Below are 15,025 nucleotides of genomic sequence, written 5' to 3'. Positions count from 1 at the left end.
GGATGTTATCCGTACAACATCTGTTACGATAAAAATTTTAGGAAGGGGAGAGCGCGAGAGGGGAAACCCTTTTTTAAAAGGGTTTCCCCTCTCGCACTGTCTTCTCCCTTCTTAAAATACAAATCCCACTTCCGACAGCCGGCGGGCGACTTCGTCCACGATGCGGCGTTCTCCGGCCTCGTCGGCCGCCTCGAAGGTGACGGAGAAGCGGACGTAGGGGCCGGCGTCGTCCCAGGGCACGGAGGAAATGAGCTTTTCGGTAATGAGGAACTGGGAGAAGTCCTCGGCCGAGGCGAATTTCCGGCCGTCCTTGGTGCCGGCGGGAATCCGGGCGTAGAGGTAGAAGGACGCGCCGGGCTTTTTGACGGCGAATCCCAGGCCGGACAGGGCCGCGACGAGCATGTCGTGGCGGCGGGAATACTTGGCCGCGGTCTTCTCGGTGATCCCGGGGTGCTCCAGGCAGTACACGCCGGCCTTCTGGATGGCGGCGAACTGGCCGGAATCGTTGTTGTCCTTCACGGCGGCGAAGCCCTTGACCACGAGTTCGTTGCCGCACACGAAGGCCAGACGCCAGCCCGTCATGTTGTAGGCCTTGGACAGGGAGTGGATTTCCACGCCCACGTCCTTGGCCCCGGGGGCGGACAGGAAGCTGAAGGGCTTGCGGCCGTCGAAGGTGAGCGCGGCATAGGCGGCGTCGGAGACGACGATGACGTCGTTTTCCTTGGCGAAGCGCACCACCCGCTCGAAGAAGGCCGGGGTGGCCGTGGCGCCGGTGGGGTTGTTGGGATAGTTGATATAAAGGAGCTTGGCCCGCTTGCGCTGGTCCGGGGTCAGGGCGTCGAGATTGGGCAGGAAGTCGTTTTCGGGGGTGATCGGCAGGTTGACCACCTCGCCGCCGAGGCCCCGGGTGGTGCTGCCCATGACCGGATAGCCGGGCACGGTCATGATGGTGATGTCGCCGGGGTTGATGAAGGCCAGGGGGAGCAGGGCCAGCACCGGCTTGGAGCCGATGCCGTGGACCACCTCGCCGGCCGGGTCGATGCCGGGCACGCCGAAGACCCTGTCCATATAGCGCGCGGCCGCGTCCTTGAAGGCCTGGACGCCGTTGTCGGTATAGCCGCGATTTTCGGGTTTGCGGGCCTCGGTGCAGAGCACGTCGACCACTTCGGGCGCGGCCATCCAGTCTGGTTCGCCGACGCCGAGGTCGATCAGCTGCATTCCGGGGTGGGCGGCCAGGGCCGCTCTCTTGGCCCGCTTGATTTTTTCGAACTTGTAGAGGACCGTATCCTTGCCGAACTGATTGCCGCCGATGCGGTCGGCGAAGAGCTGCTGGATGTAGCTTTCGTTCATGGAGTCGTTTCGTCCTTTTTTAAAGGGGATGCTTGGCAGTACTGCGGCGGCGGGGGTGCCGTCAATCGTGCCCGGCCGGTGTAAAAAGGCCCGCCTCCAATCCGGAAGCGGGCCTTTTGCGTGTCGTTTATAAGCTCGATTACTCGGATTCGGCCGGAGGCGGAACCATGGACAGGTTGCCGCCCTCCACCTCGACCCGGACTTCGATGGCGATCTTCCACAGCACCGTGAGGATGATGCCGCCAAGGGCGAAGATCATGACCGAAACCATCAGTTCGGGAACCGTGGGCAGGTAAGAGGTGACCGTCTCGAAGGGGTTCGGCGTGAAGCCGCCGATCATCAGGGCCAGACCCTTGTCGATCCAGGTCGAGACGACCAGCATGATCAGGCCGAGGACCAGGGCCGGGGTCTTCTCCCGGATGGCGGTCGGGATGAGGAGGACCAGGCAGCCCAGGCCCAGGACCACGGCGGTCCACATGAAGGGCACGAGCTCGTAGTGGCCGTCCAGGCCCGTGAACAGGAAGCGGATCGGGGCGATGTGGGCCGGCATGTTGCTGTAAAAGGCGGTGAAGAGTTCGCACAGATACAGGAACACGTTGACGCACATGGCGTAGGTGATGATGACGGCCAGGCGCTTGAGGGCCTTGTCGCCGGGATCGAAGCCGGTGAGCTTGCGCACGAGCAGGGTCAGCAGCAGCAGGATGGCCGGTCCGGCGCAGAAGGCCGAGGCCAGGAACCGTGCGGCCATGACGGCGGTCAGGAAGTAGTGGCGCCCGGGCAGGCCGGCGATCAGGAAGGCCGTGACCGTGTGGATGGAGAAGGCCCAGATGACCGAGACGATGGCCAGCACCTTGCACCAGTGCGGCGGGGCCATGTCGTTTTTAAAGGCCTGCAGGCTGGTCCAGCCGACCAGGATGTTGAGGAACAGGTACCCCATCAAAACGCACATGTCCCAAAAGAGCATGGAATGGGGCGTGGCGTTGATCATCACGTTGAGCATGCGCTGCGGCTGCCCGAGGTCCACCACGATAAAGCCCATGCACATGGACACGGCGGCGATGGCCAGGAATTCGCCGAGAATGATCATCTTGGCGAACTGCTTGTAGTGGTGGAAGTAGTAGGGCAGAACCAGCATGACGGCCGAGGCGGCCACGCCGACCAGATAGGTGAACTGGGCGATGTAGAAGCCCCAGGACACGTCGCGGCTCATGCCGGTGATGACCAAGCCGTGGACCAGCTGGTAGAGCCAGAATCCCATGCCTAAAAGCATGAGCAGGCCCAGGCCGATCAACGTGCCCCAGTATCGAGGGCTTCCCTTGAGTGCTTTTTCCAGCATGGCTTACCTCACAGGATGTAATACACGCTCGGCGAGGTGCCGGCGTCTGGTTTGCGGCGGATGGCGAAGTGCTCGCGCAGCACCTTGCGGATATCCGAGTTCTCGTCGCCCAGATCGCCGAAGACGAGGGCGCCGCCGGCGGCTTCGACACAGACGGGCATCTTGCCGATGGCCAGGCGCTCGGCGCAGAAGTCGCATTTTTCCACAACGCCCCGCATCCGGGTGGGGTAGTGCGGGTTGAAGTTGTGAATGAACGGGCGCGGATCCTGGAAGTTGAAGCTTCTGGCGCCGAACGGACAGCCGGCCATGCAGTAGCGGCAGCCGATGCAGCGGTGGAAGTCCATCATGACGATGCCGTCGGGCCGCTGGAAGGTGGCCTGGGTCGGGCAGACCCGGACGCACATGGGCTGTTCGCAGTGGTTGCACAGCAGCGGAAACGCACGGTGCTCCACGTCCTCGGACAGGAATTGGCCTTGCTCGGTGGGGAAGGCCTCGTGGTAGGAGGCGCCCCAGAACCACTTGATCTGCTTTTTGCCCGGGATGTCGGGCACGTTGTGTTCGGTATGGCAGGCCGTGCGGCACTTTTCAATGAGTTCGGGGGTGAACTTGGCCGAGAAGACGGCCATGCCCCAGTGCTTGGCCTTGAAGCCTTTTTCGAAGTCCGCGGCCGTGGGCAGCGAGCCGGCAAAAGCCGGGGCGTCGCCCAGGAAGCCAAGGCGAGCGGCGCCGACGCCCATGGCGGACACGGCGGCCAGCTTTAAAAACTCTCGTCTGTTGCTCTTCATGGTATGATCCCCTTCGGTGGAGTTGTCACCGGGCGCGCCGGCCTAGTGTCCGCCCTCTTCGCCGTTTTGGGCGGGGGGAATGGGCGATTTCTGGTTCGGCGTAATGTTGTGGCAATCGAAGCAATAGGGGTTCACGCCAACCGTATCGTGGCACCGATCGCAGAACTTGGCCTTGTCCTTATGGCACCCCAGGCAGGTGTTCGTCAGGCTTTTGACGTACTTCTTGCCCTTGGAGTTGACGTAGATGTTCTCGCCGTCACGCACGGCCGAGTTGCGCCAATCGTTTAAGATCTGCATGTGCTTGTCGCGCATGACCTGGGCGTCCTCGATGCAGTCCTTCTGGTCCTTCGGGAGCTCCGGCTTCACGTCGAAACTCTTCCCCATATTGTAGCCGACGGGGACGAAGATGAGGGCCAGGAAGAACAGAATGCCGGGTATGATATATTTGGCATTGTACATAGGTTATTCCTCCTCAGCCTCCATCCCCGGCAGGGGGTTTTGCCTGAGATCGGTGGTGCGCTCTTTCTCGCCGTCGAGAATGAGCGCATTGCCCACCAATTCATGCACGCCGGAGACGCCGACACCAGGGGCCCAGTAGTCGCAAAGCGGCGGCAGGGTGGCGCGGTCGATGGCGCAGATGCAGGCCAGGTTGTTCACGCCGTGGCGGTCGCGCACGTACTTGACCGCGTTGCCCCGCGGCAGGCCGCCGCGAAGGCGCGTTTCGGTGAATTCCTCGTTGTTGAGGCCGGCGCCGCCGCCGCAGCAGAAGGTCTGCTCGCGGATGGTGTTCTCGGGCATTTCGTAGAACTGGCGGCAGACGTTTTTGAGGATGTAGCGCGGCTCCTCGAGCAGGCCCATGCCGCGGGCGGTGTTGCAGGAGTCGTGGAAGGTGGTGACGAAGTTGTCGTTGCGGGAAGGATCGAGCTTGAGCTTCCCGTTCTTGATCAGGTCGGCCGTGAACTCGCAGATGTGCAGCATCTTGGTGCCGGCGGCCGCGTCGAACTTGGTGCCGGTGATCGGGGAGACCGGGGTCTCCATGAAGTCGGCCGGGCCGTTCATGGTCAGCATGTACTGGTTGATCACGCGCCACATATGGCCGCACTCGCCGCCAAGGATCCACTTGACGCCCAGGCGCTTGGCCTCGGCGTACATCTTGGCGTTGAGCTTCTTCATCATCTTGTCCGAGGTAAAAAGGCCGAAGTTGCCGCCCTCGGACGCGTAGGTGCTCCAGGTGTAATCCAGTCCGAGGTAGTCGAACAGGATGATGTAGCCCATGAAGGTGTAGATGCCCGGGTCGGCGAAGATGTCGCCGGAGGGGGTGATGAAAAGGATTTCGCAACCCTTCTTGTTCACGTTGGGCCGGATGCGCTTGCCGGTGACTTCCTCGATGTCGTCACACAGGAAGTCCATCATGTCCTTGTAGGCATGGGGCTGGATGCCGAGGTGGTTGCCGGTGCGGTTGCAGTTGGCGGCCGGCTCGAGAATCCAGTTGATGTTGCAGCCCACTTCATGGAGCAACTCGCGGGCCATCATGGTGATTTCGGCGGTGTCGATGCCGTAGGGGCAGAAAAGCGAACACCGGCGGCATTCCGTGCACTGGTAGAAGTACAGGAACCATTCCTTGATGACGTCTTCTTCGAGCTTGCGGGCTCCGGCCAGCTTGCCGAGCACCTTGGCCGCGGCCGAGAACTCGCCCCGGTAGATGGAGCGCAAAAGTTCCGCGCGCAGCACCGGCATGTTTTTGGGATCGCCGCCGCCGATGAAGAAGTGGCACTTGTCGGCGCAGGCGCCGCAGCGCACGCACACGTCCATGAAGATCTTAAACGAGCGGTACTTCTTGAGCTTCTCGCGGAACTTCTCCATGACGATACGCTTCCAGTCGGGCGGAAGCTTCCAGTCCTCGTCCATGGGGCTCCAGACCCTGGGGTTTGGCATGCCGAGGTACTTGAGAATGTCGGGCTTGGTCGGATAGCTGAAATTGCCGGGCCGAAACGCGGTCTTGGTGTCCATCCACGATTTGACCGGCGTGGTGTAGTTGATTTTGATGAGTTCTTCCGGTGGCGGATACTTGGCCATGGTCGCTCCTCACTTCTCTCCAGAATAGGTAGGTTTGGGCCCGCTTAGGCTTGCTTGTCCACGGGAAGACCGGCTTCGATCATCTTCTCGCGGAAATCGTTCTCATAGGCCTCGTACGAATGGGGCTTCACGCTCGGGTCGTTCCAGGGATTCACCCACATGGCCCGCCGGCTCATATTGGGCACGACGCGGGTGGGAGAGAGGAAGACGCCGCCCATGTGCATGAGCTTGGAAAAGGGAAAGTAGATAAAAAGCGCGCACACCAGGGTCAGGTGGGCGTAGACGGCCGGATCGAGCTGTTCCTTGGGCAGGTGCGGATGCAGGGTGACCAGCCCCATGGCCAGCTCCTTGACCGCGATCACGTCGACCTTGACCGCGTAGCGCATCCAGATGCCGGTCAACGCGATGCCGAGGATCAGGAGCAGGGGGAAGTAGTCCTGCATGAGCGAGATGTAGCGCACCTTGCCGTCGAAGACGCGCCGGGCCAGCAGGAAGAGGAGGCCGATGACGATCAGCGCGTCGGTCTGGTACAGGATGGGCAGGCCGATCTGCATGATGGTGTCGAAAAACTCCGTCACGTGCACGGCCCAGGGCACCGGGGCCATAAAAAAGCGCAGGTGCCGGATCAGGATGACCAGAAAGCAGTAGTGGAAGAGCAGCGCGAAGCCCCACAGCCATTTTTCCGAGCTGTAGGCGACCTTGGGACCGTCCTGCTGGAGCTTCACCGAGGTGTTGCGGAACAGCGACCGGAAGGTCAGCACCTCGAAGAGCATGCGCATGACCACGCCGCGCTTGTCGTAGGGGTTGTCCCAAGGGTTGTTCTTGATCCAGGGCAGCGATTTCTGCTGACCGCCGGTGGTGGGGATGCAGAAAGGAACCGGGATCTTGGCCCAATTCACGATTCGCAGGGTAAATCCCACCATGAAAACAATGATCGCGATGTACGGGAGGACGATCCCGAACAGCGCCCCCATCCCCATCCCGGCGCCCAGCCAGGGGATGACGATGAGCGCCAAGACCGCGAGTAAGGAATAAAACGCTGCCATGTACCCTCACCTCGTTAAAGGTTTGCCCGAAAGCGCCTCACGGTTCCTCTCCCTCGGCGGGTAAATCGCAGAGGAGATTGGCCCGCTTAAGGAGCCGGTCATATTGGTTCTTGATCTGGTTGATCCGTAATTCGACAATCTTTTCGCGGCACTGGCAATAGATGTCAAAGGCGAAAAGGGCCAACACGTCAATGGTCGATTCGAGGGCGAGCAGCTCGACAAAGAGGTCGTGTTCGGTGATCTGGGGCCACAGCGCCTCGCGTACGGCCTTTTTGAGCAGATAGATGAAGGCCGTGGCCTGGGACGGGGTGAAATCCTGGACGGCCCGCACCCGTACGATCTCGTCGAGCATGGGGGCGAAAACAGCCACGTCGGGCATGTTTTCCCCGCAAGCGGCCAGGGCCAGGAGAATGCCCCGCATGCCGATCTCGAATTTGTGCCGTACGGGATTGGCAAAGGGATCCTTCTGTTTTTTCCAGAGGACCGCCGTATTTTCGGCATAGGTGCCAAGGATCAGATCGAACCAACGATCAAGCACGGCCTTTTGCTCAAGGACCAGAAAATCCGCCAATTTAAGCATGAAAAATGTCCCTTTCTTCACAATCGCTTAGCAGCCAGATTCCTTATCAGAAAAGGACAAATTGTAAAGGCTGGAAAACCGCCGGCCGGGCCGTGCAACCCCCCGGAATCCCACTTGTTGCCTCTTGCGCGGAAAAATTGCTAGAATTGCAAAAAAAGAAGCGGTCCCATGAAACCCACGCCAAAACAGTTCGATATTCTGCGCGCCGTGGCGGCCTTCGCCACCGTGGAACGCTACCAGGGCACCCTGCCCAAACGGCAGGCCCTGTTCTTCGCCAGGGACGACCTCGGCGCGCTTGAGGATGCCGGGCTGCTTGAAAAGGTCAAGCTGTCCTATCCCTGCGGCAAGTCCATGGCCGGGTGGCGTCTGACGCCGGCGGGCAGGGCGCTTTTGCCCGAGGTCGAGCCGGAAGGGGGCGGCGAGTTGGAGGCCGAGCATCTGCGCATTCTGGGCGACGTCTACCACTACTCGCGCATCTCGAGCTTTCGCGGCATGATGCCCAAGGATCTGGCCAAGGGCGCCTTTGACGGCGACGACATCCGCGACCTTTTCACCCACGGCTATCTGCTGCGCATCCGGGTCAAGGGCCCGGCCAAGGGCAACGGCTGGGTGGTCTCCAACAAGGGCCTCGCCGCCCTGCGCGCCGCCGCGTCGCCGGCCAGGGTCTGCGCGGTCGCGGCCGGCGGGACCGAATCGGACTGACGGGGACGGGCGTATCGTCCGCCCTGTGTCCCTTGGAAAATCGCCGGATTTCTTAGGAAAAACGCACCATCATGGGATGATGCCGCTAGAATTCGCCCCGCGTGGTCGCTCTTTCGGGGCGGTGCGGGCACCACGACAGCCGCACGGCAAGCCCCTCGCGGTCTTCGGCCTGGCTGGCCTTTATCTCCACGTCGAGCATCACCGCCGGCGACAGGTTCATGGACACCCGGCCGGCCGAAAGCCCAAGCTGCCCGCTCCGCAGCTCCCGGGCCAGCGATTCCAGGCGGTCCGCCGCCTCCCACACGCCCATCACACCGCCCATGCGGGCTGTTTTCACGCCCATGCCGTCCTCCCCGGCCGCCTGCCGGCGGCCATGGCACCGCTTAACCGAACCCGGTGACCGGCGCGCGACAAGGCGGTTACGGACGCATGCGGCGGCGTCAGTTTTCGGCGCTCACGCGTTCGGCCAGGGCCAGGACCCCGAGCATGGCCTCGCGCACGGCCTGCTGCCTGACGGCCTGCCTGTCGCCGGTGAACTGGAAGTGTTGGGCGCTGACGGCGTCCGGGCTCTGCCAGGCTATCCAGACCGTGCCGACCGGCTTTTGGGGCGTGCCGCCGGAGGGGCCGGCGATGCCGCTTATGGCCACGCCGACGTCGGCCTTCAGTACTCCCCGCGCCCCCCGCGCCATGGCCAGCACGGTTTCGCGGCTGACCGCGCCCAGGGTATCGAGGATTTCCTGGGGAACGCCCAGCACGTCGCGCTTGATGTCGTTGGTGTAGGAGACCACGGCCCCGGCGAACCAGACCGAGGACCCCGACGTGTCGGTCAGCACGCTGGAGAGAAGTCCCCCGGTGCACGATTCGGCGCAGCCGAGCATCCATCCCCGTCCGGTCAGGGCCGCGCCGAGCCGGACAGCCAGTTCCAGCAAGGTTTCTTCCATGACGTCCTCCTTTTCCTCTTCTTCTCTAACTACTTGAACATATTGCCGTTGTCACGCCAGGATGGGGCGGCCGTCCCTCCTCGGCGTTGACAAGGTATTTTTGCTATGTATATACAATGAATATCTGTTGATGGGTAAGCACGGCCATTTTCGCAATGCCGGCCGGTACGGGCAGGTCCGCATTACAACGAATGGAATGGGGAGGCCAGCATGGAGACGTTGGTGACACGATGGGGTAACAGCCTGGGGTTGCGTATTCCAAAGGGAATAGCCACGGATGCGGGACTTAACGCCGGCGATACGGTCTGCATCATCAATGCGGAAGAGGGCATCCTCATAAAGAAAGTCCGCAAGCGGCCGCAGTACAAGCTGGAAGACCTGGTAAGCCGCATCACTGACGAAAACAAGCATACCGCGACGGATTGGGGCGAACCGAAAGGCAAGGAACTCTGGTGAGTCGGTTCCCGGAACGAGGTGATTTCGTTCACCTGGATTTCAATCCCCAGGCCGGGCACGAGCAAGGGGGGCCGCGTTACGCCCTGGTACTTTCGCATGGAGCCTATAACAGTGTGTCCGGATTGGCCATTGTGTCGCCGATCACGAGCCATATAAAAGGCTATCCCTTCGAAGTCCCCATTCCGGAAGGCGAGCGTTGCTACGGTGTTGTGCTCGCGGATCATACGAAAAGCATTGATTGGCGCGCGCGCAACCTCGAGGTCGTGGGCAAAGCTTCGCCAGAGCTTTTGGACGATGTGCTCGCGCGCTTTCTCACGCTGCTTACAGTGTAGTCTGGATCTTATAAATTCGTAAAAAGATTTTTCCCCCGAAACGTGCCGGCCGGCGTTGTTATGCTCGGTGTGCTTATTTGCGGCCGATGGCCCAGGCCAGCCGGCGCAGCACGTCCGGGTCCGGCGCATGGGGATTGTCCCCGGGGGCGGGGATGGGCAGGGCGTAGCGCCCGGCGAAGGGGGTGGTTTCGAGCAGTTCGTTTATGGCGTGGGCCAAAAGCACCGGCAGGGCCAGCACGTCGGCGGCGTTATAGGCGAGCAGGGTTTCCATGAGCGCCGGGTCGCCGCGTTTCATGTATTCCCGCCACAGCACCACGGCGAAGTAGCCGTCGACCCCGGTCAGGTCGCCCCGGTCCACGCCGTAGCGCGCCTCGCACTTTTTGAGCCCGCCCTTGACGCCGATGCCGGTGAGCACATTGCGCAGGTCGATATGGGCCTTGGGCAGCGTGGCCCGCAGGTGCGAGCGCAACACCGGCGCGTCGAAGCAGCGGCCGTTGAAGGTGACCAGCACCTTGCTCTCCAGGATGTCCGTGGCGAAATCCTGGAGGTTTTGGCCATGGGCGTAGGTGCGAACGGTATGGATGCCGTCGTAGAGGGAAATGGCCGTGACCTCGTTTTGGGGCGTGCCGTCGGTTTCGATGTCCACGCAGGCGAGGCGGTCGCGGAAGTCGAAAAAAAGCCGCCAGGCCTCGGCCGGGGGCAGGCGCTCGCCGAAGAAGTCGGCGTCGCCGGCGGCCAGCCGTTCCTTGGAGGCGAGCAGTTCGTTGCGCCACATGGGCACCTTGACCGACCCCAGGGGCGGCGTCTCGGCGTCGAGGAAATCGTCCCAGGTCAGGATGCCGTCCGCCCACAGGCGGCGCTCGGTGGTCGGTCCAAGGCCGGGCAGGTGCAAAAAGGTATGCTGCAACACGGAGTCGGGCTTACGCGTTTTGCGTCCCGGCCTCAACCTCGTCGGGCAGCCATGACGGCATCAAACCTGCAGGGGTTACGCCGACCCGGTTTTTTTTGCCGCCGGGCCGTCACCGTCAGTCCAAGGAAGGAGCGCGCATGCCGCGACAGACAGACGCCCAACGATCGAGTCGACCGAATTTTGACACCCGGGAAGTCCGGGAAACCGTCATTGCCCGCGAGGCATTTCGCCCCGGGCCGCTCGCCGACGATTTCGAGCGGTTGGCCAGCCCGGTCATGCCCATGAGCGAGCCCGACATCCTCAGCCTTCTGCTCAAATACTTTTATGCCGTGCTGTATCCGGGCTCCGAGGGACACGCCGTGTCCCTGGAGGAGATCAGCCTGCAACTGGGCCGGTTTTACGATTTGTGGTCGGAACAAGGCCCGGACGGCGCGCTGCCCCTGCCGGGGAACCTCAGCGCCTACCCGCTACGGATGCTGGCCGATCTGCCCCGCACGGCCCATATTTTCCGCTCCGTGGCCAATCGCCCCCTGCCGCCGGCCCTGGTCCAGGACCCGTACCTCGGCATCGACTGCGGCACCGGCTCCGGTATCCTGCTGGCCGCCGGCTGGCTTCAGGCCAAGCGCAACGGCGTGGCCGAAACGCAGCTTTACGGCATCGAATACGATACGGATGTGGCCCGCCGCACCGGGGAAGTGCTGGCGGGGCTCGGCCTCGGGGTCACCCTCGAGGCCGACGCCCGCGACCCGGCCGTGTATGCCGGATTGCCCGACGGACCGGTGGCCTACGTGGCCAACGAAAACGTGGCCGCGCCCACGGCCAGGCTCACGGCCGAACCCTTTTGCGCCATCCACGCCGCCCTGTTTTCGGTCCTGTCCAAGCGGCTCAAGCACGCGTTTTTCTTTCCCGAGGCCCTGGTCGTGCGTGACCGGGACGCGGAACTCGACGTGGTGCTCTCCAAAAACAACCGTTTCCAGATCCCGCGCCACTACCGGCATCTGCGCCCCCGGCCGCGCTCCATCGTCCTCGAAGGGCGGTTGACGCGGCTGTGGCAGATCGGCAAATCCTTCCGCCAATACATCCCCGAAGCCTGGCTCTCCGCCATGCCGGGGAGATGGTAGAAAAGTTTAAGAAAGAAACAGTGCGAGAGGGGGACCCTTTTTGAAAAAAGGGTCCCCCTCTCGCACTCTCCCTTCCCAAAAACTTTTAACGGTGGCAGGTTGTTATCGTTAAAAGTTGTTGGAAAGGTTCTCCTCCCGGTCTGCTTTTAAAGTGCACACCTTTTGCAAACGATCTCCGTGCCGATGCCGGAGTTGGTGAAGAATTCGAGCATGATGCAGTTCTCCACCCGGCCGTCCAGGATGTGCGCCTTTTCCACGCCCGAATCCACGGCCTCCATGCAGCATTGGACCTTGGGAATCATGCCCCCGGTCAGCACGCCGTTGGCGATGGCTTGTGAGGCTTCCCGGATGTCCAGGGAGGAAATGAGCGTGCGGTCCTTGTCCAGGACCCCGGCCACGTCGGTTAAAAGCACCAGCCGCATGGCCCCGAGCGCCGAGGCCACGGCCCCGGCCACGGTGTCGGCGTTGATGTTGTAGGTTTCGCCGTTCTCGTCCACGCCGACCGGGGCGATGACCGGAATGAATCCCTGGCCGAGCAGCGTGGTGATGAGCCTGGTGTCGATGCCCGTCACCTCGCCCACCTTGCCGAGGTCGATGATCTCGGGCGGCGCATCGCCTTTCTCGATGACCATCTCCAGCTTGCGCGCGGCGATGAGGTGACCGTCCTTGCCGGACAGGCCCACGGCCGAACCGCCGTTCAAGTTGATCAGGTTGACGATGTTCTTGTTGACCTTGCCGACCAGCACCATCTCCACCACGTCCATGGTGGCGTCGTCGGTGACGCGAAGGCCCTGCTTGAATTCGCTGACGATGCCGAGCTGCTTGAGCATATGCCCGATCTGCGGCCCGCCGCCGTGCACGATGACCGGGTTTATGCCGATGTACTTGAGCAGGATGATGTTGAGGGCGAAGCTTTTTTGCAGCTCCTCATCCACCATGGCGTGCCCGCCGTACTTGATGACCACCGTCTTGCCGAAGAACTTGCGGATGTAGGGCAGGGCTTCCAGCAAAAGCCGCGCCTTGGCGTGTTCGCGTCCCATCATGTGCCGCACTCCAAAAGTGGTGTATGAGAGCCTTATTTAGAATGTATCCTGGGGGGAAACCTTTCTGAAGAAAGGTTCTCCCCCCAGGCCCCCTTTCCAAAGACTTCTAATAGAAAAGAGCTAACGGTGTAACACGGATAACGTTAAAAAGTTGAGGAAGGGGAGAGCGCGAGAGGGGCTACTGCCCTTTTCAAAGGGTTTCCCCTCTCGCACTTTCTCCTCACAAAATATATCGCGACAGATCACGATTCTCGGCCACGTCCACCAGCTTGTCGCGGACGTAGGCCGGGTCCACGATCACGGTCTGGCCGCTTTGGTCGGAAGCCGCGAACGACAGGTCGGAAAGAATTCTCTCCATAATGGTGTAAAGCCGCCGGGCACCGATATTTTCCGTTTCCTCGTTGATGCGCTGGGCGAACTCGGCCACTTCGCGCAGGGCCTCGTCGGTAAAGTCCAGCGTCACGCCTTCGGTGCCGATCAGCGCCTTGTACTGCACGGTCAGCGCGTTTTGCGGCTCGGTCAGGATGCGGTAGAAGTCCTCGGCCGTCAGCGCCCGCAGTTCCACGCGTAGCGGAAAGCGGCCCTGCAATTCCGGCACGAGGTCCGACGGCTTGGAGAAATGGAACGCGCCGGCGGCGATGAAGAGGATATGGTCGGTTTTGACCATGCCGTACTTGGTGTTGACCACGCAGCCCTCGACCACGGGCAAAAGGTCGCGCTGCACGCCCTCGCGGGACACGTCCGGACCCGAGCCGCCGCCGGCCTGCTTGCCGCAGATCTTGTCGAGTTCGTCGATGAAGATGATGCCCGTCTGCTCCACCCGTTCCTTGGCCGCCTCGGCCACCTTGTCCATGTCCACCAGCCGGTCGGACTCTTCCTGGAGCAGCACCTCGTAGGCGTCGCGCACCCGCATGTTGCGGGTCTTTTTGCGCTGCGGAAAGACCTTGGAAAACATGTCCTTGAACTGCATGCCCATGTCTTCCATGCCCGGCATGGACATGATCTCCACCTGGGGGGAGGGCACGGAGATTTCAACGGGCACGATGCGGTCGTCGAGCTTGCCTTCGCGCCACAGTTTCCTGAGTTTCTCCCGGGTGCTCGCGCCGGCGGGTTCGCTTGGCGTCGCGGCCATGGCCGGGGCTTCCAGGGCGGCCGGCATGGGAATGGGATTTTCCCCGCCGCGCTGGGACTCGGGCAAAAGCAGGTCGAGCAGGCGTTCCTCGGCGGCTTTCTCCGCCTTGGCCGCGACCCGGTCGAGCTCCTCCTTGCGCACGAGGTTGACCCCGATTTCCATCAGGTCGCGCACCATGGATTCCACGTCGCGGCCCACATAGCCGACCTCGGTGAACTTGGTGGCCTCGACCTTGAAAAAGGGCGACCCGGCAAGCTTGGCCAGCCGTCTGGCAATCTCGGTTTTGCCCACGCCCGTGGGGCCGATCATGATGATGTTTTTGGGCGCGATCTCGTCGCGCAGCCCGGGTTCGATCTGCTGGCGACGCCAACGGTTGCGCATGGCGATAGCCACCATGCGCTTGGCGTCTTTCTGGCCGATGATGTATTTGTCGAGTTCGGAAACGATCTCGCGCGGCGTCAAACTGGCGTGCATGCGCTCTCCTTGCAATATGTCTGTCGCGTCCTTGGAATACAGGATGCGGATTTTGAGACCGACATATTTTTTAAAAAATACGGGTGTATTTTTTAAGGAATTTTAGCGGTCAATGGTCTCCACCACGATGTGGTCGTTGGTGTAGACACAGATTTCCGAGGCGATGAACATGGCTTTTTCCACGATTTCCTTGGCGGGCATGTCCGTGTTGCGCAAAAGCGCCCGGGCCGCGGCCAGGGCATAGGGACCGCCCGAGCCGATGGCCGCCACGCCGTCATCCGGTTCGATCACGTCGCCATTGCCCGACAAAAGCAGCACATTGCCCGCGTCGGCCACGATCAGCATGGCCTCCAGCCGGCGCAGATACTTGTCCTTGCGCCAGTCCTTGGCCAGCTCCACGCTCGCGCGAACCAGATTGCCGCTGAACTCCTCCAGCTTGGCCTCGAAACGCTCGAACAGCGTGAACGCATCCGCCGTGGACCCGGCAAAGCCGATGACCACCTTGTCCTGATAAATGCGGCGCACCTTGCGCGCGCCATGCTTCATGGCCACCGACTGGCCAAGCGTCACCTGTCCGTCGCCGGCCACGGCCACGCCGGCATCCGTGCGTACGGCCAGAATCGTCGTTCCGCGTAACTCCATGCGAATGCAACTCCTTTGGGGAGGGAGTGAAGATGGAGGAGGAACCGGGGGAGGGAACCCCTTTTTTCAAAAAGGGGTTCCCTCCCCCGGACCCCCACC

At 62.0% G+C, this 15,025-nt stretch carries 17 protein-coding genes; 4 read left to right on the top strand and 13 right to left on the bottom strand.

What is annotated here, in order from left to right:
• Positions 1 to 111: 111 nt before the first annotated feature.
• The 7 genes from ACMZ6R_RS18315 to ACMZ6R_RS18285 all read right to left on the bottom strand — a co-directional run bounded on the left by ACMZ6R_RS18315 (position 112) and on the right by ACMZ6R_RS18285 (position 7,173).
• Positions 112 to 1,350 (bottom strand): LL-diaminopimelate aminotransferase, encoded by a 1,239-nt coding sequence (locus ACMZ6R_RS18315; protein WP_416114173.1) that lies wholly within the window; start codon positions 1,348 to 1,350, stop codon positions 112 to 114.
• A 139-nt stretch (positions 1,351 to 1,489) separates the two neighbouring features.
• Entirely contained in the window at positions 1,490 to 2,686 is a 1,197-nt protein-coding gene (gene dsrP, locus ACMZ6R_RS18310; RefSeq protein ID WP_416114171.1) for a sulfate reduction electron transfer complex DsrMKJOP subunit DsrP, read from the bottom strand.
• 8 nt (positions 2,687 to 2,694) lie between these two features.
• Positions 2,695 to 3,471, bottom strand: coding sequence for a sulfate reduction electron transfer complex DsrMKJOP subunit DsrO (dsrO, locus tag ACMZ6R_RS18305; RefSeq protein WP_416114169.1), 777 nt, complete (start codon positions 3,469 to 3,471; stop codon positions 2,695 to 2,697).
• 42 nt (positions 3,472 to 3,513) lie between these two features.
• On the bottom strand, positions 3,514 to 3,930 hold the full coding sequence (dsrJ, locus tag ACMZ6R_RS18300) for a sulfate reduction electron transfer complex DsrMKJOP subunit DsrJ (RefSeq protein WP_416114167.1): 417 nt from the start codon (positions 3,928 to 3,930) through the stop codon (positions 3,514 to 3,516).
• Positions 3,931 to 3,933: 3 nt separating this feature from the next.
• Entirely contained in the window at positions 3,934 to 5,547 is a 1,614-nt protein-coding gene (gene dsrK, locus ACMZ6R_RS18295) for a sulfate reduction electron transfer complex DsrMKJOP subunit DsrK (protein ID WP_416114165.1), read from the bottom strand.
• A 44-nt stretch (positions 5,548 to 5,591) separates the two neighbouring features.
• Entirely contained in the window at positions 5,592 to 6,593 is a 1,002-nt protein-coding gene (gene dsrM / locus ACMZ6R_RS18290; RefSeq protein WP_416114163.1) for a sulfate reduction electron transfer complex DsrMKJOP subunit DsrM, read from the bottom strand.
• Positions 6,594 to 6,630: 37 nt separating this feature from the next.
• A complete protein-coding gene (locus ACMZ6R_RS18285; protein WP_416114161.1) occupies positions 6,631 to 7,173 on the bottom strand; it encodes an RsbRD N-terminal domain-containing protein in 543 nt (180 codons plus the stop codon).
• A gap of 168 nt (positions 7,174 to 7,341) precedes the next feature.
• Between ACMZ6R_RS18285 and ACMZ6R_RS18280 the strand changes: the two genes are divergently transcribed.
• Entirely contained in the window at positions 7,342 to 7,875 is a 534-nt protein-coding gene (locus tag ACMZ6R_RS18280) for a hypothetical protein (protein ID WP_416114159.1), read from the top strand.
• 85 nt (positions 7,876 to 7,960) lie between these two features.
• On the opposite strand, the gene ACMZ6R_RS18275 is transcribed toward ACMZ6R_RS18280, so the two are convergent.
• Together ACMZ6R_RS18275 and ACMZ6R_RS18270 are read right to left on the bottom strand one after the other, a co-directional pair.
• Positions 7,961 to 8,218 (bottom strand): amphi-Trp domain-containing protein, encoded by a 258-nt coding sequence (locus tag ACMZ6R_RS18275; RefSeq protein ID WP_416114157.1) that lies wholly within the window; start codon positions 8,216 to 8,218, stop codon positions 7,961 to 7,963.
• Between the two features lie 97 nt (positions 8,219 to 8,315).
• Positions 8,316 to 8,816: a CinA family protein gene (locus ACMZ6R_RS18270; protein ID WP_416114155.1), complete on the bottom strand. Its 501-nt coding sequence runs from the start codon at positions 8,814 to 8,816 to the stop codon at positions 8,316 to 8,318.
• A 210-nt stretch (positions 8,817 to 9,026) separates the two neighbouring features.
• Here ACMZ6R_RS18270 and ACMZ6R_RS18265 point away from each other — a divergent pair, with 210 nt between their 5' ends.
• Both ACMZ6R_RS18265 and ACMZ6R_RS18260 read left to right on the top strand, forming a co-directional pair.
• Positions 9,027 to 9,272 (top strand): AbrB/MazE/SpoVT family DNA-binding domain-containing protein, encoded by a 246-nt coding sequence (locus tag ACMZ6R_RS18265; RefSeq protein WP_416114153.1) that lies wholly within the window; start codon positions 9,027 to 9,029, stop codon positions 9,270 to 9,272.
• A complete protein-coding gene (locus tag ACMZ6R_RS18260; RefSeq protein WP_416114151.1) occupies positions 9,269 to 9,604 on the top strand; it encodes a type II toxin-antitoxin system PemK/MazF family toxin in 336 nt (111 codons plus the stop codon). Before ACMZ6R_RS18265 ends, ACMZ6R_RS18260 begins: the two co-directional genes overlap by 4 nt.
• Before the next feature lie 73 nt (positions 9,605 to 9,677).
• Here the strand turns inward: ACMZ6R_RS18260 and ACMZ6R_RS18255 are convergent, their stop codons facing one another.
• The gene (locus ACMZ6R_RS18255; RefSeq protein WP_416114149.1) at positions 9,678 to 10,514 is read right to left on the bottom strand and encodes a ribonuclease H-like domain-containing protein; all 837 of its coding nucleotides are present in this window, start codon (positions 10,512 to 10,514) and stop codon (positions 9,678 to 9,680) included.
• A 137-nt stretch (positions 10,515 to 10,651) separates the two neighbouring features.
• Here ACMZ6R_RS18255 and ACMZ6R_RS18250 point away from each other — a divergent pair, with 137 nt between their 5' ends.
• A complete protein-coding gene (locus ACMZ6R_RS18250) occupies positions 10,652 to 11,635 on the top strand; it encodes a hypothetical protein (RefSeq protein WP_416114147.1) in 984 nt (327 codons plus the stop codon).
• 146 nt (positions 11,636 to 11,781) lie between these two features.
• On the opposite strand, the gene argB is transcribed toward ACMZ6R_RS18250, so the two are convergent.
• The 3 genes from argB to hslV all read right to left on the bottom strand — a co-directional run bounded on the left by argB (position 11,782) and on the right by hslV (position 14,926).
• Complete coding sequence (gene argB, locus ACMZ6R_RS18245; RefSeq protein WP_416114175.1) at positions 11,782 to 12,675, bottom strand: acetylglutamate kinase; 894 nt, start codon at positions 12,673 to 12,675, stop codon at positions 11,782 to 11,784.
• Positions 12,676 to 12,898: 223 nt separating this feature from the next.
• On the bottom strand, positions 12,899 to 14,284 hold the full coding sequence (gene hslU / locus ACMZ6R_RS18240) for an ATP-dependent protease ATPase subunit HslU (RefSeq protein WP_416114145.1): 1,386 nt from the start codon (positions 14,282 to 14,284) through the stop codon (positions 12,899 to 12,901).
• 102 nt (positions 14,285 to 14,386) lie between these two features.
• Positions 14,387 to 14,926: an ATP-dependent protease subunit HslV gene (gene hslV, locus ACMZ6R_RS18235; protein WP_416114143.1), complete on the bottom strand. Its 540-nt coding sequence runs from the start codon at positions 14,924 to 14,926 to the stop codon at positions 14,387 to 14,389.
• Positions 14,927 to 15,025 lie beyond the last annotated feature (99 nt).

It is taken from the genome of Solidesulfovibrio sp. C21 (genome assembly GCF_047785625.1).
Classification (GTDB): domain Bacteria; phylum Desulfobacterota; class Desulfovibrionia; order Desulfovibrionales; family Desulfovibrionaceae; genus Solidesulfovibrio.
The sequence above is the reverse complement of the archived record's forward strand: the minus strand, read 5'-3'. Positions and strand labels throughout refer to the sequence as shown.